General features: G+C 57.4%; 15 protein-coding genes and 1 pseudogene. 3 read left to right on the forward strand and 13 right to left on the reverse strand.

Going from position 1 to position 19,041, the window contains the following annotated elements:
- Positions 1–31: 31 nt before the first annotated feature.
- The 11 genes and pseudogenes from EA797_RS05525 to leuC form a co-directional block, all read right to left on the reverse strand.
- Complete coding sequence (locus EA797_RS05525) at positions 32–658, reverse strand: SPOR domain-containing protein (protein WP_208644410.1); 627 nt, start codon at positions 656–658, stop codon at positions 32–34.
- The gene (gene folC / locus EA797_RS05530; RefSeq protein ID WP_122164138.1) at positions 642–1,946 is read right to left on the reverse strand and encodes a bifunctional tetrahydrofolate synthase/dihydrofolate synthase; all 1,305 of its coding nucleotides are present in this window, start codon (positions 1,944–1,946) and stop codon (positions 642–644) included. Before folC ends, EA797_RS05525 begins: the two co-directional genes overlap by 17 nt.
- Positions 1,943–2,836 (reverse strand): acetyl-CoA carboxylase, carboxyltransferase subunit beta, encoded by an 894-nt coding sequence (accD, locus tag EA797_RS05535; protein WP_122164139.1) that lies wholly within the window; start codon positions 2,834–2,836, stop codon positions 1,943–1,945. Before accD ends, folC begins: the two co-directional genes overlap by 4 nt.
- A gap of 222 nt (positions 2,837–3,058) precedes the next feature.
- On the reverse strand, positions 3,059–3,682 hold the full coding sequence (locus EA797_RS05540) for a phosphoribosylanthranilate isomerase (protein ID WP_122164140.1): 624 nt from the start codon (positions 3,680–3,682) through the stop codon (positions 3,059–3,061).
- A 122-nt stretch (positions 3,683–3,804) separates the two neighbouring features.
- Positions 3,805–4,674, reverse strand: a complete 870-nt coding sequence (truA, locus tag EA797_RS05545) for a tRNA pseudouridine(38-40) synthase TruA (RefSeq protein ID WP_122164141.1) — start codon at positions 4,672–4,674, stop codon at positions 3,805–3,807.
- 2 nt (positions 4,675–4,676) lie between these two features.
- Positions 4,677–7,424 (reverse strand): motility hub landmark protein FimV, encoded by a 2,748-nt coding sequence (locus EA797_RS05550; protein WP_122164142.1) that lies wholly within the window; start codon positions 7,422–7,424, stop codon positions 4,677–4,679.
- Between the two features lie 151 nt (positions 7,425–7,575).
- Positions 7,576–7,671: pseudogene (locus tag EA797_RS21960) on the reverse strand (aspartate-semialdehyde dehydrogenase); the annotation flags it as partial.
- Between the two features lie 401 nt (positions 7,672–8,072).
- A complete protein-coding gene (gene asd, locus EA797_RS05560; RefSeq protein WP_122164143.1) occupies positions 8,073–9,185 on the reverse strand; it encodes an aspartate-semialdehyde dehydrogenase in 1,113 nt (370 codons plus the stop codon).
- A 176-nt stretch (positions 9,186–9,361) separates the two neighbouring features.
- Positions 9,362–10,444, reverse strand: coding sequence for a 3-isopropylmalate dehydrogenase (gene leuB, locus EA797_RS05565; protein ID WP_122164703.1), 1,083 nt, complete (start codon positions 10,442–10,444; stop codon positions 9,362–9,364).
- Positions 10,445–10,536: 92 nt separating this feature from the next.
- Positions 10,537–11,184 (reverse strand): 3-isopropylmalate dehydratase small subunit, encoded by a 648-nt coding sequence (gene leuD, locus EA797_RS05570; protein WP_122164144.1) that lies wholly within the window; start codon positions 11,182–11,184, stop codon positions 10,537–10,539.
- Positions 11,185–11,194: 10 nt separating this feature from the next.
- Positions 11,195–12,622, reverse strand: coding sequence for a 3-isopropylmalate dehydratase large subunit (leuC, locus tag EA797_RS05575; protein WP_122164145.1), 1,428 nt, complete (start codon positions 12,620–12,622; stop codon positions 11,195–11,197).
- 173 nt (positions 12,623–12,795) lie between these two features.
- On the opposite strand from leuC, the gene EA797_RS05580 reads away from it, so the two are divergent.
- Together EA797_RS05580 and EA797_RS05585 are read left to right on the forward strand one after the other, a co-directional pair.
- A complete protein-coding gene (locus tag EA797_RS05580) occupies positions 12,796–13,662 on the forward strand; it encodes a LysR family transcriptional regulator (protein ID WP_122164146.1) in 867 nt (288 codons plus the stop codon).
- 124 nt (positions 13,663–13,786) lie between these two features.
- A complete protein-coding gene (locus tag EA797_RS05585) occupies positions 13,787–16,675 on the forward strand; it encodes a sensor domain-containing protein (protein ID WP_122164147.1) in 2,889 nt (962 codons plus the stop codon).
- Positions 16,676–16,728: 53 nt separating this feature from the next.
- On the opposite strand, the gene EA797_RS05590 is transcribed toward EA797_RS05585, so the two are convergent.
- Positions 16,729–17,172: an Hsp20 family protein gene (locus tag EA797_RS05590; protein WP_122164148.1), complete on the reverse strand. Its 444-nt coding sequence runs from the start codon at positions 17,170–17,172 to the stop codon at positions 16,729–16,731.
- Between the two features lie 116 nt (positions 17,173–17,288).
- Here EA797_RS05590 and EA797_RS05595 point away from each other — a divergent pair, with 116 nt between their 5' ends.
- Positions 17,289–18,035 (forward strand): SDR family oxidoreductase, encoded by a 747-nt coding sequence (locus tag EA797_RS05595; RefSeq protein WP_122164149.1) that lies wholly within the window; start codon positions 17,289–17,291, stop codon positions 18,033–18,035.
- On the opposite strand, the gene EA797_RS05600 is transcribed toward EA797_RS05595, so the two are convergent.
- A complete protein-coding gene (locus EA797_RS05600) occupies positions 18,032–19,006 on the reverse strand; it encodes a tRNA dihydrouridine synthase (protein WP_122164150.1) in 975 nt (324 codons plus the stop codon). The genes EA797_RS05595 and EA797_RS05600 overlap by 4 nt on opposite strands.
- Positions 19,007–19,041 lie beyond the last annotated feature (35 nt).

Below are 19,041 nucleotides of genomic sequence, written 5' to 3' on the forward strand. Positions count from 1 at the left end.
ATTATCTGGTCTTGCCTGGCAACTCGGCTGATCAGCTTCCCTCGGGCTTGAAGCGTACGACGAAACCGTTCAGTTTTTGCTGGCGCTGTAGCTGATCCCGCAGGCGATTGGCTTCCGCACGTTCCACCAAAGGTCCGACGAACACGCGATTCATGCCGTCCGCAGTGCGAATATAGGCGTTATATCCCTGTGAGCGCAGCGTCTGCTGCAACTTGTCAGCGTTCTCGCGACTGGACAGGCTAGCCAATTGGACTGACCAGCTAACAGGAAGATTCGATGCATCCAATCTCGGCTCCGACGGTGCCGGCGGAGCAGCTACAGGGGCTTGCTTGGTCGTCGGCTCAGTCGAAGGAAGCGGCTCGACCACCGCCGGCGCCGGTTCAATCGGCGCAGCAGGCGCATCAGCTTCGGTAGCAGGCCCCTCCTCGACGATTTCGAACTCCTCAGGAAAAGGCTCTGCCTCTGGCTCAGGCACAGCTACGGGCTCAGTCTCGATTACGGGCGCAGCAGGCGTCGCAGGCATAGGTGGTGCGTCTACAGCAACTTGCTGACCGGCATCCTCACGATTGAAAAGCATAGGAACAAATATTACCGCCAGGGCAACAAGTACTAGCGCGCCAACGATACGCTGCAACAATCCCCTATCCACCAAAACCATCCCCTCCACTCTTTGCTTGCCGATCCAACCAGGCCAGCGCTTCGGCTACACAATAGAAAGATCCGAAAACCAGTATCTCATCCATCTCAGAAGCCAGATTGCACTGCTCCTCGAGCGCCTGAGCTATGTTGGGGTAGATAGTGACCGGCGCACGCCGATCTATCAATGCTGATCTCAATTCGTCTGCGTTGCGTGATCGAGCAGTAGCCAGCGGTGCGACCGCCCAGCCGTCGATGATGGGCACCAGTTCGTCTATTACGCCCGACAAATCCTTGTCAGCCAGCAAACCGAACACCGCCAATCGGCGACCTGATTTAGGCCGTACGTCAAGATGACGAGCGAGGTAAGCGGCGGCGTGTGGGTTATGCCCGACGTCGAGCAGTACGGAGAGATTCCGCTCACGCCAGCGGATGGAGTACCGATCCAGGCGCCCTGTAATCCGGGTGCTCCTCAGTGCATCGATGAGCAGTTCCGGTTGCCACAAGGGTTCGAGTAAGGCGAAGGCCTGCAGCGCTACAGCCGCGTTTTCCAAGGGTAAAGAGAGCATGGGAAGGTTTCGTAGGTCGAGCAGGCTGCCCGACCTATCCTTACCAGACCACTGCCAGCATGCATCCCCTCTAACCAAGTCGAAATCCCGCCCACGGACCAACAGCGGCACAGCGGACTGAGCTGCTTTCTCCAGCATCGTTTCTGGCGGATCGCAGTCGCCGCAGACAGCGGGCTGGCCGGAGCGAAATATTCCGGCTTTTTCAAGCGCAACACTTTCGCGGGTCGATCCCAGCCACTCGGCGTGATCCAGGCCGATGTTGGTGACCACCGCAACATCCGCATCAACGAGGTTGACGGCGTCGAGACGACCACCCAGGCCGACCTCCAACACAACCGCATCGAGACCTTCACGCTCGAAAAGCCATAGGGCAGCAAGGGTGCCCATTTCGAAATAGGTCAGCGAAACAGAGGCGCGTGCGGACTCAACAGCCTCAAAGGCCTCACACAGCGCCTCGTCAGTCGCATCCACTCCGTTCAGCCGAACACGCTCGTTGTAGCGCAACAGATGCGGTGAGCTATAGACGCCCACTTTTTTTCCCTGACCTATTAGCATCTGGGCGATGAAGGCGCAGGTTGAGCCCTTTCCATTGGTACCGGTGACAGTTACGACCTGACGAGCCGGACGCGTCAGGCCAAGCCTGGACGCCACTTCACGACAGCGATCCAGGCCCATATCAATCGCGACGGGATGCAGATGCTCGAGGTAACCGAGCCAATCCTGCAGATTCCGTCGGCTCATGCGTCAGCCGTCACCAGAGCAGGTTCTGCAGGAGTAGGCATTTGCTGCAGCTGAGCCAGTAGTCGTGACAGACGAGACCGCAGCTCGGATCGTGGGACGATAAGATCGATCGCGCCGTGATCAAGCAGGAACTCGCTGCGCTGGAAACCTTCAGGCAGCTTTTCTCGAACGGTTTGCTCGATCACACGTGGTCCTGCGAAGCCGATCAGGGCCTTGGGCTCAGCGACGATGACATCACCAAGCATCGCAAGACTTGCCGATACCCCGCCGTAAACAGGATCAGTCAGCACGGATATGAACGGCAGCCCTTCTTCACGCATACGCGCCAAGACTGCAGAAGTCTTGGCCATTTGCATTAGCGATATCAGGGCTTCTTGCATCCGGGCACCACCGGAAGCCGCGAAACATACCAAGGGACACCGCTGCTCCAGTGCAGCATTGGCTGCGCGAACGAAGCGCTCGCCAACGATGGCCCCCATTGACCCCCCCATGAACGAAAACTCGAATGCACAGGCTACAACTGGCATATGCATGAGGGTTCCACTCATTGCAATCAGTGCATCCTTCTCTCCTGTCTGCTTTTGCGCAGCGGAAAGGCGGTCTTTGTACTTCTTGCTATCGCGAAACTTCAGACGATCAACAGGCTCAAGATCGGCACCTATTTCCTCGCGTCCCTCCTTGTCGAGGAAGATGTCCAGGCGAGTGCGCGCATCGATACGCATGTGATGCTGACATTTCGGGCAGACATCCAGCGTCTTCTCCAGCTCTGGCCGATAAAGCACCGCCTCACAAGAAGGACATTTGTGCCACAAGCCTTCTGGTACTGAGCTTTTCTGCGTTTCCGAACGCATGATCGAAGGGATCAGCTTGTCTACCAGCCAGTTGCTCATGCTTTTATTCTCCACAGCTTGTCAGTCCGGCGCGTTGCGATTGCACGCACCGGCAAAATTCATCGTTGCGACCAGCTTCTTGTTGTCTCGCTGGGCCGCGTAGGCGATACGCCCGGTTGGAGCGCTGTCGCTGAAACCTGATCGGCTGCTTATACAACAGCAGATCATTGGTGTGCCGCCAATCCAGCGAATGGTAACTGGACGGCAACGCTCATGGGTTCGTCACATTGCCGCTCGTACTAACTGGACGAATTTCCTTACGTTATCGGCGTCCTTGATGCCCTTGCTCAATTCCACCCCTCCACTTACATCAACAGCGTATGGCTGTACTTGAGCCAGGGCCTGCTGAATATTCTGGCAAGTCAGCCCGCCGGCAAGGATCAATGGTTTTGACAAATCCGAAGGAATCAACGACCAGTCGAAGACCTCGCCGGTCCCGCCTGGAGTACCAGCCACATATGTGTCGAGCAGAAGTGCACTGGCCCCTGAATAGCGGTCAGCCAGCAGCCTGATGTCCTCACCCGGCTTGACCCTGAGCGCCTTGAACCAGGGGCGATGGAAACCTTCGCAATCCGCAGGCGTTTCGTCACCGTGAAACTGCAATACGTCCAACGGGACTGCATCAAGCGTTTCGAAGAGTTCACAGCGCGATGCGTTTACGAAAAGCCCGACGGTAGTGATAAAGGGCGGCAGTGCCGAAATGATTGCGCGCGCCTGGGCGATGCTTACCGCTCGAGGACTTTTGGGATAGAACACCAGACCGATCGCATCCGCGCCGGCTTCAGCCGCTACAAGCGCATCCTCTACGCGGGTGATTCCACATATCTTGCTACGAACGATAGGCAAGGGGCTGGTACCTGAGATAGAGGATTCCGGATGGTAACAAAAGCATCGCAAGCTGCAACCCGCATCATCGTATGAGCCCAATGCTGGACTCGTAAGCACCATGAGCGCGGCAGCGCGATTGATCAGCTCGTGTAGTTACGCACATCCGGAAGTCCGGATAGAAAATGCGGCCCTAGATAGCGCTCCGGCAGCTGGAACTGCTCGGGGTAATCCACCTGTACGAGATACAGCCCGTAGGGATGCGCCGTTACCCCTCCGGTACGCCGCACCCGTGACTCCAGCACCTCACGCGCCCACTCCACTGGCCTCTCGCCGGCCCCAATGGTCATAAGGACTCCTGCGAAGTTGCGGACCATATGGTGCAGAAAGGCATTGGCTCGCACGTCTATCACGACCAGCCTGCCGTTCTCGAGTAGTTCGAGATGGTGGATAGTCTTGATCGGAGATTTCGCCTGGCACTGGCGTGCGCGAAACGCACTGAAGTCATGAGTACCGACAAACGCCTTGGCAGCTTCGCGCATGCGTGCAACATCGAGCGGTCGGTGATTCCAGGTCACCTCTTCAGCGAGATGGGCGGGTCGGATCTGATCGTTGTAGATCACGTAGCGATAGCGGCGAGCCATGGCGCTAAAACGCGCATCGAAACTTTTCGGCATTTGTTTGGCCCAGGTTACGCTTATATCACCTGGAAGATTCATGTTGGCGCCCATGACCCACGCGTGCATAGAGCGATCGACCGGAGTGTCGAAATGCACTACCTGGGCGCATGCATGAACAAGCGCATCAGTTCTGCCGGCACAACTGAGCACCACAGGGTGCCCTCCCGCTACCTTACTCAATGCGTTCTCAAGGGACAGTTGTATTGACGGAACACCGTCTCGCTGGCGTTGGAAGCCACGATAACGTGAACCTTTATACTCGACCCCAAGGGCGATTCTGAAAACGTCAGCGGCAGCCGAGGTGGCTGCCGCATCAGGTACTGCTTCAATCATAATCAGGCGAGTTTAGCGAGCATATCGCGCGCCTCTTGCTGTTGAGTATCGCTGCCTTCATTCATCACTTCGTCAAGAATATCGCGGGCACCTTCGGCATCACCCATATCGATGTAAGCGCGCGCCAGATCCAGCTTCGTCGTTGTTTCATCGGTGTCGGCAAAGAAATCGAAGTCATCGTCCAGTGCCTCGGATGACGGCTCAACTGGCTCAATTGCCGATACGGCTGGTGCATTCGGCTGATCAAGCGGCTCGCCGAAGTCACGCGACAGATCCTCAAGCTCGGCTTCAACTCCTTCAAGCTCGCTACGGAAATTTTCCGGGGCAGCAGAAGGGGCCGGTTCTTCTTCCAATGACAGATCAAACTCATCCGGCATCTCTGATTGCTCGGACGGTTCTGGCAACTCAAAGCCAAACTCGTCAACGGGTTCGCCAGATTCCGCGCTTGGCGACTGCTCATCTAATGTGAACGCCAGGTCGTCATTGCGGTTTGCAGCAGGTTGGTCATCAAGATCGAGCGAGAAAGCTGCCAGTTCGTCTTCTAATGATACGTCATCAGGTTTGGACGGCTCGTCGAGCTCGAACGCGAAGTCATCTGATGATTGCTCCTGCGCTGCCGCGTCGAGGCTCAGTTCATCGAACTTGACCTCATCAAGTTCCACTTCGGGTTCGGCAACAGGCGCCACTGACGTACCCGAAAGGTCATCATCCAGCTCCAGATCGTCCAGACTTAAATCGAAACTGTCATCAGAAGTTTGAGCTGTGCTGGGAGGAGCCGGCTGTACCTCGAGGTCATCGAGGCTGAAGCTGTCGAACTCGTTTTCGTTCTCGTTGAATGAAGCCGCTGCAGCCGCAGCGCCAAAGCCAGCAGCTGCAGCCATAGCAGGATAGCGAGCCTTCGTCTGCTCGATAGCTGCAGTCGAACCCCCGATATCACGAAGTTCTGCTTCCTGACGAGCGAATCCGTCTTTGTCGCCAAGCTCGGCATAGACTTCCATGAGCTTCAGTCGTAGGTCGCTACGCTGAGGCTCATCATTCAATGCATTCTGGAGCAGTTCTGCAGCCTGGTTGAAGCGACCATAAGCGATGTAGATGTCGGCTTCAGCCAATGGATCCGTGGTTAAGCCAGCAAGTGGATCAGCCGACGGCTTACCGGCATGTGGCGACACCTGCTCGGTCAAGTCCGCATCGGATGAGCCTATGTTCTGTTGCACGACGTAGAAACTGTCCTGCTCATTTTCAGCAAGGAGGCTTTCTTGTAACTCAGCCTCTTTCATGGCGTTGCGCCGAGATAGCGCCATCAAGCCGACCAATAACAGCAGAAGTGCGCTACCGCCCAGCACTCCCAGCAAGACCGGATTGGCCATTAACTCATCAATGTAGCCTTCGCTCTCCATTTCTTCAGGGGCAGGTGCCGCAGGAATAGGAGCTGGCGTTTCAGCTACCGGGGCTGGAGTGCTTGCAGGCTCTTGGGTTGGCGCCACCGACGGCGCTATGGACGGCTCGGCTTCGTCACTCATTTGCGGTGAGCTTGCAGCGCCATCCGACGCCAATGCAGGGTCCTGTTCGGTGCTTTCGGCAGCAGAGTTTTCCAACGGCTCGATTGCGCTACCCAACTCACCATCTGTTGCCAACTGGGCCTGCAACTTGGCCAGTTGATCATCCTTGAGTTGCATCAGACGCTGGAGCTTATCCAGCTGACCTTGCAGATCATTTAGACGGTCCTTCAGGTCAAGATTCTCGCGACGACTCGATTCCAGCCCTTCTTCTGTTACCGCCAGCTTGTCCCGCAATGCCGCTGCGTCACCATCAGCACCAGCATCGCTACCGGTGGTGGCTTTGCCCGTTTCTGGTGCCACAAGACGAAGATTATCGCCTTGTTCGCTCTGCGAAGGCGCCGCACCAGCCGAACCGCGCTGAGTGGCGTCAATCTGCCGGGCGCCGGAGGCTGTCGAACCGGCTCCCTGACGCCAGCTGGCATTCTGCTGTGCCACCTGTTGGATCGCTTCAGCTTGGGTGCGACTGCCGATCTGCTCGGCATTAGGCAAACGAAGCACCTGCCCATTTTTCATCCGGTTGATATTGCCGCCGATGAATGCGTCCGGGTTCAGGTCTTGGATTGCAAGCATGGCCTGATGCACCGTCCCACCCTGACGGGCGCGCTCAGCGACTTCCCAAAGCGTGTCATTCGGCGTCACCTTGTATTGGTCGCCTTGCAATGAGGCACTGGGTGCAGAAGACGAAGACGGAGCGGCTGGTGGCGTAGCCTGGCGGGGCGCTGCGGTTGGCCGGGAAATAGGTGCAGCTATCGGCAATTGAGGCGCAACGGACGCGGCGATCTCAGGTGAGTAAAGCGGGGGATCGAGCAGCAAGGTGTATTCACGAAGCAGACGGCCGCTAGGCCATAGCACTTCAATGAGGAAATTCAGGTAGGGCTCGCGAACCGGCTTGGTCGACGATACCCGAATGACGCTCTTGCCATCCGGGCGCAAGACAGGCGTAAAGGTCAGGTCGGTCAGAAAATACTGTCGATCTACCCCCGCACGATTGAAGTCCTCGGCAGATGCAAGAACCGGCACGACTTCGCCCGGAGCCAGCGTCTTCGCATCCAGCAGTTCGATTTCAGCCACTAGCGGTTGATTCAATGCCGACTTAAGCGTGACCTCGCCCAATCCCAGCGCGTAAGCCATTTCGGAAGTCAGTGCGGTAGCAGCCGCGATTGCCAGTACCAGATTGCGAACCCGAACCATTATGTAAATCCTTGTTTTTTAACTTTTCTCGGATCTTCGAGAGGGTCTTATATTCACTGCCTGCGCCCGCCAGGTGGCGGTCCCCCGTCAGCGATAAGCCTAAACAGTGTCGTTGGCTAGAATTATTCTTCGAATTTTCAGCAAGTATCTTTTACAGATAGTGTTTTATCAACAACCCACCAGACCGGGCAGCATGGCCGGTCGCGCCTTTTCGCACGTTATCAGACACAATCCACAAATTAGCTTGGCGCCAGCATGTCCGCTTGCATGATTAGTAAAAAGCTTGAGAGCACTCGCTGAATCAAGTCCAACATCCATCAGCTAAGCAAGTCCATCTACAAAACAACTTGCAACCAGGATTCTAAGCTCTGGTAGGAGCTCAATCGCGAGACCGAAGCGGATGAGCAAGACAATTGATCTGGTTGTTCCTAAGAAAACAGAAACTCCCGTCGACCATCATCCTGCACAGCCGACGGAACCGGCCACACTGTAGCGGAAAGCCGCTGAACCGAAGATAAAATAAGGCTTAACCCGACGAGCTACGCCATCGCACCAACGCTGCGCCCTCTCGTTTGGAGCAGGAATTCCAGGGCGCAAAAAAAAGCGCCGCGGCAAGCCGTGGCGCTTTCTATGTTTTTCGATACTGATCTAGCGCTCCAGAAGGATGCGCAGCATTCGGCGCAGCGGCTCGGCAGCACCCCAGAGCAGCTGGTCACCCACGGTGAACGCCCCCAAGTAATGTGATCCCATATTCAACTTGCGCAGCCGTCCCACGGGAACGGACAGGGTTCCAGTGACCGAAGTGGGACTCAGCTCCTGCATGCTGGATTCCCTGTGATTCGGAACAAGTTTCACCCAAGGGTTATGCTGGCTGATCATGCCCTCGATATCGGAAATGGGCACATCTTTGTTCAGTTTGATCGTCAGTGCCTGGCTGTGGCAACGCATAGCCCCTACACGTACACAGATACCGTCAACCGGGATGGGGCTCTTGAACCGACCGAGAATCTTGTTGGTCTCGGCCTGCGCCTTCCACTCTTCGCGGCTCTGCCCATTGGGCAGTTCCTTGTCGATATACGGAATCAGACTACCAGCAAGCGGAACGCCGAAATTGTCCACCGGGAAGGCTTCTGATCGCTGACATTCGGCAACTTTGCGATCGATTTCCAGGATGGCACTGGCTGGGTTAGCTAGTTCGTCAGCAACGGAGGCATTAATGCTGCCCATCTGCTTGATGAGCTCACGCATGTTCTGCGCACCAGCACCGGACGCAGCTTGATAGGTCATTGCGCTCATCCAGTCGACCAGACCATTCTCGAATAGCCCGCCCAGGCCCATGAGCATCAGGCTGACCGTGCAATTACCACCGATGTAATTGAGCGTGCCCGCGTCCAGCTGATGGTCGATAACCTTGCGGTTCACCGGATCGAGCACGATGACCGCATCATCTTGCATGCGCAGCGTCGACGCCGCGTCGATCCAATAGCCCTTCCAGCCTGCTTCGCGCAGCTTGGGGAATACCTCGCCGGTGTAATCACCACCCTGGCAGGTAAGGATGACATCCAGCGTTTTCAGCTCATCGATACTGTAGGCGTCCTTGAGAGGCGCTGTATCTTTGCCAATGGAGGGCCCCTGACCGCCTACGTTGGAAGTGGTAAAGAACACCGGCTCGATCAGGTCGAAATCCCGCTCTTCCAGCATCCGCTGCATGAGCACGGAGCCAACCATGCCGCGCCAACCGATCAGACCTACACGTTTCATCGCACTACACCTATATATGTTTGGCCCAAATGGCGAGCCGTCGATAACAAGAAAGCGGCTTCGGAATTCGATAGCGCGGGCGTTATTCAGCCAACAACGCCTCACCATTCCACGGCATTTCGCCTAGCCGTAGCTCGCCTGTTCATTCAAACGGCCGGGCAATGGGGCCGGAGAGATTACAACTTCGCGAGCGCTGCGACTACTGCGTCGCCCATTGCCCGAGTGTCGGTCTTCTGGCAGCCCTCGGACCAGATATCCCCGGTGCGAAGTCCCAAATCGAGCACATTGCTGACTGCCTGCTCGATCGCGTCGGCCGCTACGCTCTGATTGAAGCTGTAGCGCAGCATCATGGAAACCGAAAGAATCGTTGCCAATGGATTGGCAATCCCCTGACCTGCAATGTCGGGCGCAGAACCATGACATGGCTCGTACATGCCCTTGTTGTTGGAGTCGAGAGAGGCGGATGGCAGCATGCCTATCGATCCAGTGAGCATGGAAGCCTCATCGGACAAGATGTCACCGAACATGTTGTCAGTGACGATCACGTCAAACTGCTTGGGCGCACGCACCAGTTGCATCGCGGCGTTATCGACGTACATGTGGCTGAGCGCGACGTCAGGATAATCCTTACCGACTTCCTCAACGACCGCGCGCCATAGCTGGCTGGATGCCAGCACATTGGCCTTATCCACGGAACATAGCTTCTTGCCACGTACGCGCGCCATGTCGAATCCGACTTTTGCGATCCGGCGGATCTCGCTCTCACTATACGGCAGCGTATCGAAAGCCATACGCTCGCCTGAATCCAGCACCTTGCTTTCGCGCGGCTGGCCGAAATAGATGCCCCCTGTCAGCTCACGCACGATAAGGATATCGAGACCAGCGACGATTTCTGGCTTGAGACTAGAGGCTTCGGCCAATTGGGGATACAGCAATGCGGGACGCAGGTTGCCGAACAGACCTAGCTGCGACCGAATCTTGAGCAGACCGCGTTCGGGACGAATGGCCGGATCAATCGTGTCCCACTTTGGCCCGCCAACTGCACCCAGCAGGATGGCATCAGCCGCACGGGCTCGTTCAAGTGTCTCGTCAGCCAGCGGCACGCCATATTTGTCAACCGCGGCACCACCCAACTCGTCATAGCTCAGCTGGAAGTCGAGCTGATACTTGTCGTTGGCCAGTTCAAGCACCTTGACAGCTTCGGCCATGATTTCCGGACCAATGCCGTCACCGGGAAGAATCAGAATCTGTTTGCTCATTGCATCCTCGATTTTCAATGGTGGATGACAGTTGTTCATTCACCGAGTCCTGCATGGGGGATGGGTGATGTGTCACCCATCCTGCCCTCATCTCACTTGATCGCACCGAACAGCCATGGCTGGCTCTGCTGGTGCGTGACCTCGAATGCCCTTATGGCCTCCGCGTCCTGCAGCGTCAGGCCGATATCATCCAGGCCGTTCAGCAGACAATGCTTACGAAATGCATCGACTTCGAAACTGTACGATTTGCCGTCCGGGCGAATCACCGTCTGCGCTGCCAGATCAATGGTGAGCTGATAGCCTTCCCTGGCCTCTGCCTGCTCGAACAGCTCGTCTACCTCTTCTTCTTTCAGCACAATCGGCAACAAGCCGTTCTTGAAGCTGTTGTTATAGAAGATGTCGGCGAAACTAGGCGCGATGATCGTGCGGAACCCGTATTCCTCCAATGCCCAGGGCGCATGTTCGCGTGACGACCCGCAGCCGAAATTTTCGCGCGCTAGTAGAACGCTCGCGCCCTGATAACGCGGGAAATTCAGCACGAACTCGTGATTTACCGGTCGGTTCGAGCAGTCCTGATTGGGCTGCCCGACATCCAGGTAGCGCCACTCATCAAACAGGTTCTGGCCGAAACCGGTGCGCTTGATGGACTTGAGAAACTGTTTCGGAATGATCTGATCGGTATCAACGTTGGCGCGATCGAGCGGCGCGATGAGACCGGTGTGCTGGGTAAATGCCTTCATGTCGCTCTCCTCAGGCCTGCATCAATTCACGGACATCGACGAAACGGCCTGTCACCGCCGCTGCAGCAGCCATTGCCGGGCTCACCAAGTGAGTTCTTCCACCGGCGCCCTGGCGACCTTCGAAGTTACGATTGGACGTGGAGGCGCAATGCTCACCACTGCCGAGCTTGTCCGGGTTCATTGCAAGACACATAGAGCAACCCGGCTCACGCCACTCAAAGCCTGCCTCTAGAAAGATCTTGTCGAGGCCTTCCGCTTCAGCCTGTTGCTTGACCAGCCCGGAACCCGGCACCACCATCGCCTGTTTCACCGTAGCCGCCACCTTACGCCCCTTCGCCACTTCTGCCGCCGCGCGAAGATCTTCGATACGCGAGTTGGTGCACGAACCGATGAAGACCCGGTCGAGCTGGATATCCGTGATCGGCTGATTGGCGTGAAGCCCCATGTACTTCAGCGCGCGCACGATGGAGTCGCGCTTGACCGGGTCGGCTTCAACGGCAGGGTCCGGCACGCGCTGGTCGACTGCCAACACCATTTCAGGGGACGTGCCCCAGCTGACCTGAGGTTTGATGTCTTCGGCTTTGAGTTCTATGACTGTATCGAAGACGGCGTCTGCATCAGAAACAAGCTCCTTCCACAGTTCGGCCGCCTTGTCCCAGTCAGCACCCTTGGGTGCGAACGGTCGCCCCTTGACGTAAGCGATGGTTTTTTCATCCGCTGCCACCATGCCGACACGAGCGCCTGCCTCGATCGACATGTTGCAGATGGTCATGCGGCCCTCCATCGACAGCTCACGAATGGCACTGCCAGCGAACTCCAGCGCATGGCCATTGCCGCCTGCGGTGCCGATCTTGCCAATCACCGCCAATACGATGTCCTTGGCGGTGACGCCAAATGGCAGCTTGCCTTCGACCCGCACCTGCATGTTCTTCATTTTCTTGGCGACAAGGCACTGGGTCGCGAGCACATGCTCAACTTCCGACGTGCCTATCCCATGCGCCAGAGCAGCGAACGCCCCATGAGTCGAGGTATGAGAGTCCCCACAGACTACGGTCATACCAGGCAGCGTTGCACCCTGCTCAGGTCCGATCACATGCACGATGCCCTGACGTATGTCGTTCATCTTGAACTCAAGAATTCCAAAGTCGTCGCAATTCTCGTCCAGCGTCTGCACCTGAATACGCGAAACCTCATCGGCAATCGCTTCGAGACCGCCCTGCCGCTCGCCTTTAGTGGTCGGCACGTTATGGTCCGGGGTCGCGATATTGGCATCTATACGCCACGGTTTGCGTCCCGCCAGCCGAAGGCCTTCGAAAGCTTGCGGCGAGGTCACCTCATGAAGAATGTGGCGGTCGATGTAGATCAGCGACGAGCCATCATCACGGCGTTTGACTTCGTGCATTTCCCAGAGCTTGTCGTAGAGCGTTTTGCCAGCCATCGGACTTTTCCTCATCAGTGCGTAGGGCTATAGCCCTTTTGCTTATGGGGTGATCGTAGGGACCTTCCATCGATTACTCAAATTCATATTTTTCATCCGATGCATTCCCTTAAGGAATACGTCTGCCTATCCTTAGCGGGACAGCAATTTGTACTCGCCGATCCGGAGGGCTCATGGATCTCGCTAGCCTCAACGCCTTTATCGCGATCGCGGAAACTGGAAGTTTTTCACTTGCCGGGGAACGGCTTCACTTGACCCAGCCGGCCGTCAGCAAACGCCTCGCATCGTTGGAGTCGCAGCTCGATGTTCGATTGTTCGATCGCCTGGGCCGTGAAATTGGCCTGACCGAAGCCGGCCGTGCACTGCTGCCACGTGCCTATCAGATATTGAATGTTCTTGACGACACTCGCCGCGCCCTGACCAATCTCAGCGGCGATGTCAGCGGGCGATTGTCGCTCGCAACCAGCCACCATATCGGTCTGCATCGTTTGCCGCCCCTCTTGAGAGCCTTTACCCGAGCGTATCCAGAGGTGAATCTTGATATCCGCTTTCTCGATTCGGAAGTCGCTTACGACGAAGTGCTGCATGGCCGCGCCGAGGTCGCCGTGATAACGCTTGCGCCGCAAACAGCTGCACCGATCCACGCTTGTAAAGTGTGGGATGATCCACTGGATTTCGTCGTGGCACCGGAGCATCCGCTGGCGCGTAAGCGAAATATCAGCCTGACCGACGTTGCCGGATATCCCGCAGTGTTTCCGGGCGGCAACACCTTTACCCACCACATTGCGCAAAGGCTTTTCGAGCGCGAAGGGCTCACGCCCAACATTGCGATGAGCACCAACTACATGGAGACGATCAAGATGATGGTCTCCATCGGCATCGCTTGGAGCGTGCTGCCTCGTACGATGCTCGACGAACAGGTCGTGCGGCTTCCGTTGCCAGGCATCCAACTGTCAAGGCAGTTGGGCTATATCACTCACACAGAGCGGACTTTGTCTAACGCGGCCAAGGCATTCATGGCGCTGCTGGATGCCGACTAATCGCGCTTGCACTTTGCCATCAGCTACGGATAAGTTTTCGCCACAATAGCAAGACCGGTTCACCCATGGGCGCCGGCTCTGATGCCCATCCATCTCCCCCTGACCACACCGTCCGAGGCCGCTCATGTCACCGCCTGACGTCATCCCCGACGACGCCTCGAAAGGCGCAGCGAAACCCTGGCAGGACGCTGCTCGCCTACTGTCGGTCCTTGATGCAGCCGGGCTAGGTATATGGTCATGGGATGCCCGGCGCAAAACCGTGCAGTGGGCGCTCGGTACGGGCAGGCTATTTGGCCTGAAGGAAGCGCCGTCAGAGATGACTCAAAGCGATTATCTGGTCCTGGTTGCCGCCGAGGACCGGCCTCATGTCGAAGCTGCCATGGACAGCTTGGTCGAAGGCAATGGATCGCGCCTGAACATCCGGCATCGCGTCCATTGGCCGGATGCCAGCGAGCGCTGGCTTGAACTGGACGGGCAGTTGCAGGACAGCAATGGAACCAGGCTATTCGTAGGCCTTATCCGTGACATAACCGACCAACATGCCCAGGCTCTGGCACTTGAAGACAGTCAGGAGCGACTGGAGTTGGCATTGGCCTCGGCAGATCTTGGCAACTGGGAATGGCATATCCCGAGCGACCGCCTCTATGCTTCGACCAGGGCCTCTGAACTACAGGGGCTTATCCAGGGCCCGTTCAATGGCTCATTCCGTGAGTTTTTCCGTAGCGTTGCCGCTGCCGACCGCCAAGCCATGCGCGCGGCGTACAGTGACCTTCTGGCCGGCCGCCGCCAGTCATACCAAGCCACATACCAGGCCGTACAATCGGATGGCACGACACGGCAACTGGAAAGCACCGCCAAGCTCTATCTGGACGACCAAGGCGCGCCGTTGCGCATGGCCGGCATAATCATCGACGCGACCGACCGGGTCCTGCGAGAACAACACTTGGCAGCGTCTGAGGCTAAGTTCTCCGCGCTGTTTCAAGGCAGCCCAGACCCAATCTCGCTCTCACGCCTACGCGATGGCGTTTTCATGGAAATCAACCCGAGCTTCAGCGTCGTCTTTGGCTGGGAGCCAAGCGATATCATCGGGCGCTCGGCGCTGGAAATAGGCATCTGGAAGGACGAGTATCAAAGGCAGGCGCTCTACGAGCAGCTGATGCAGGACCAGCGGCTCGATAACGCCGAAGCACAATTTCGCACCAAGACCAATCAGACACTCACCTGCGCGGTTTCCAGCCGCATCATCAGAATTGACCAGCGGCTGTGCATTGTTACCACCTTTCGCGACATCACCAAACGGCAGCAGGCCGAGGCTGCGTTGAAAGCCAGCGAAGCCAAGTTCGCCAGAGCGTTTCATTCAAGCCCCGACGCCATCATTATCAGTGAGCGCAGCACCGGCCGGTTCATTGAAGTCAACGAGGGTTTTTATAGACTGTCGGGCTATCGCCAGGAAGAAGCACTCGGCAAAACTTCTACCGAGCTGGGCGTCTGGCCGGGCGATCAACGCCAGGAAATACACGAGCAACTTGAGCGTGAGGGTCGGGTGACGAACTGGGAGATGGTGGGCCAGGATCGTTATGGACGACCCAAGAATATCGAAGTGTCCGTGGAGCCGATCGAGCTCAACGGCGTTGACTGCCTGCTGTTGTCGGCGCGTGACATCAGCCAACTGAAGGCCGCGCACGCCCAAATCCACCACCTGGCCTACCACGACCCGCTGACCAACTTGCCAAACCGCACGCTGCTGACGGATCGGTTGAACCAGCAGGCGGCCTTGCATAAACGTCATAACCTGCGCGGTGCCCTGCTCTTTCTCGATCTCGACCACTTCAAGCACATCAATGATTCGCTCGGGCACCCCGTCGGTGATGCGGTTCTGAAGATGATCACTGCTCGCCTCGAAGCAAGCGTCCGCCAGGAAGATACAGTCGCTCGCCTTGGGGGCGATGAGTTCGTGGTGCTGCTGACTGGGTTGAGCGGGAGGCGTTCCGAGGTAACACGGCACGTCCGACAGGTTGCCGAAAAACTTCGCACACTGCTTGCCGAGCCGATGGTGTTCGAAGGCAATCGCCTGCAGGTGACGCCCAGCATCGGCATCGCGCTGATGCCAGACCATGGTGAAACACCGGCCGATCTATTGAAACGCGCTGACATTGCTCTGTACCGGGCAAAGGCAGCGGGGCGTAATGCGATTCAGATGTTCCGCACAACTATGCAGCACGCGGCAAGCGCGAGGCTGCAACTTGAAGGCGAGCTACGGCTGGCGCTACAACGCCAGGAATTCGAGCTCCATTTGCAGGCGCAGGTGGATGCGCGCACTGGTGGCGTGGTCGGCGCAGAGGTTCTGTTGCGCTGGCACCATCCCGAGCACGGCGCACGATCGCCTGCTCAGTTCATTGAGGTGCTTGAAGAAAGCGGGCTGATCGTCGAAGTGGGCAACTGGGTGATACGGGAGGCGTGCCGCATTGCCGCCGCATTGCTCGCCAAAGGCCTGATTGACGCCGACAGCTTTACGCTCTGCATCAATATAAGTCCGCGTCAGTTCCGCCAGAACGATTTCGTCGAGCGCATCCTCGACACACTCAAGCTCGCAGGCCTTGCGCCCAAGATGATCAAGTTGGAGATCACCGAAGGCATCGTGATTCAAAATCTGGATGACACCATCGCCAAGATGCGCCGCCTCTGCCGGCATGGGGTAAGTTTTGCGATGGACGATTTCGGCACCGGTTACTCCTCGCTCACTTATCTCAAGCGCCTGCCTGTGAACCTGTTGAAGATTGACCAATCCTTCGTTCGCGACGCTCTGATCGATCCGAATGACGCCGAAATCATACGGGCGATAGTGGCAATGGCGCGCAGCCTAGGGCTGGAGGTGATTGCCGAAGGAGTCGAACAGCAGGCGCAACTCGACCTGCTCCAACTTCAGGGATGTCACCTTTATCAGGGATACCTGTTCAGCCGCCCGTTACCACTGGCTGAATTCAGTGAAGTTCTAAGGGTTCGTTCGCCATGAAAAACCCCGCCAATGAGGCGGGGTTCATGACACTAGGCGTGGGCCGAAGCTGATCAGGCCTCGAGGGCCAGACGCTCACCGTTGATCGGGATGCGCTTGGGCTTGGCCTCTTCCGGTACGACACGTTCGAGCTCGATGCTCAGCAGCCCGCTATTAAGGGCAGCACCTTTGACCTCTATGTGGTCCGCGAGGCGGAACGAAAGCTTGAAAGCCCGCTGGGCGATGCCCTGATGCAGGTAGGTAACGTTGTCGCCGCCGTTGTCTCGCTTGCCGCCGCTGACGGTCAATACGCCGCGTTCAACCTGCAACTCCAGATCTGATTCCTGGAACCCTGCGGCTGCTACGATGATGCGGTATTGGTCATCGCCGTGCTTTTCCACGTTGTAGGGTGGAAACGAGCCATTGGCATCATTGCGCAACGCTGATTCGAACAGATCGTTGAAACGGTCGAATCCGACGGACTGGCGGAACAGTGGAGCCATGGAAAAAGTAGTCATTTTGCAATCTCCTGATAATCAGCGAGTGGTTCATCCAGGACCCGAATTCGGCATCCTGTACCGCCTTAAATAGGCGCCAAGCATTGATTTTCAAGACCGTTCGTCGGGGATTTTTTATGCCTAAAGTCATGTTAATCACTGGAGCAAGCCGCGGCATCGGCGCGGCTACCGCTAGGCTGGCCGCGGCCCAGGGCTATGCGTTGTGTCTGAATTTTCGAGAGCGTCGAGATGCAGCCGAGGCCTTGCTGAGTGAAGTACGATCAATCGGTGCCCGCGCTATCGCGGTCGAGGCGGATGTGGCAGACCAGGAACAGGTAGTCCATTTGTTTTCAAGGCTGGATGCCGAGTTCGGCAGCATCGATGTGCTGGTAAATAATGCGGGAATTCTGGAGCGGCAGTTGCGCTTGGATGAAATGGACCGGGCGCGACTGGAGCGGGTATTCGCCGTGAATGTATTCGGCAGCTTTCTGTGCGCTCGTGAAGCGGTCAGGCGCATGTCCACTCGCAACGGCGGCGTAGGCGGCGCGATCGTGAATGTGTCATCGATTGCCGCCAAGCTCGGCGCGCCTGATGAGTACATCGACTATGCGGCTGCAAAGGGTGCGATCGACAGCATGACGCTGGGACTGGCCAAGGAAGTGGCAGCCGAGGGCATCCGAGTCAATGCGGTACGGCCAGGTGTAATTCGAACCGAGATTCACGCCAGCGGTGGCGAGCCTGGTCGCGTTGCGCGGGTCAGTTCCAGCGTGCCCATGGGGCGCGGCGGGGAAGCCGAAGAAGTAGCCGAGGCTATTCTCTGGCTCGCCAGTGAGAAGGCCAGTTATACCAATGGCGCAATATTGGACGTTAGCGGCGGCCGCTAGACAGCCGCCTTGAAACCGGGTTGTTGAGTATCGAGGCCAAGCAGCGAATCGAGCCGCTCGCAATCGCTCTCACGTCGAAGCTCGGCGAACATCGTAACGGCCTGCGGGTAATTGCGGGTTAGCAGCGATATCCATTGCTTTAGGCGACCCGGGGCGTAACGTGGCGACATCTTGCGCCGTGCCTGCACCCAGAACTCGGCAAGTAGCGGCTGCAGATCTTCCCAGCTCATTGGCTCGACCAGCTCGCCAGCCTTTGCTGCAGCGATCTGACGCGCCAGATCCGGCCGGCAGACAAGACCGCGGCCGAGCATGATGTCCTCGACGCCGCTTACTTCACGGCAGCGCTTCCAGTCCTCAAGCGACCAGATATCGCCGTTGGCGAACACCGGCACGTTTACGACGTCCTGAACCTTGGCGACCCACTCCCAATGGGCCGGAGGTTTGTAGCCCTCCACTTTGGTCCGCGCGTGAACAACCAAGTGCGCAGCGCCACCATCAACCAGCGCTCTGGCGCAATCGATAGCGCCATCCTTGCTGTCGAAGCCAAGCCGCATCTTGGCGGTAACCGGTATATGTTCGGGTACTGCCTTGCGCACCTCGCGAACAATGGAATGCAGCAGGTCGGGTTCCTTTAGCAGGATAGCGCCTCCCCGCGACTTGTTGACGGTCTTGGCAGGGCACCCGAAATTCAGATCGATGGCGGGAGCGCCCAGGCTGCAGGCCAGAGCCGCATTGTCGGCCAAGCAGATCGGATCGGAACCGAGCAACTGGACACGCAACTGCGTTCCCGCTCGGGTTACTGCGCCTTGCTCAAGTTCTGGCGCCAACCTGTGAAAGCTGGAGGGCGGCAACAAACGATCCGAGATGCGGATGAACTCCGTGACGCACCAATCCACGCAGCCTACAGTGGTCAGCACATCACGGAGAATGTCGTCTACCAATCCCTCCATTGGGGCCAAAGCTATTTGCATCGAGGTCGGCCCCAACTGAAAAGGGCGGCATTGTA

It is taken from the genome of Stutzerimonas zhaodongensis (assembly GCF_003696365.1).
GTDB lineage: Bacteria > Pseudomonadota > Gammaproteobacteria > Pseudomonadales > Pseudomonadaceae > Stutzerimonas > Stutzerimonas zhaodongensis.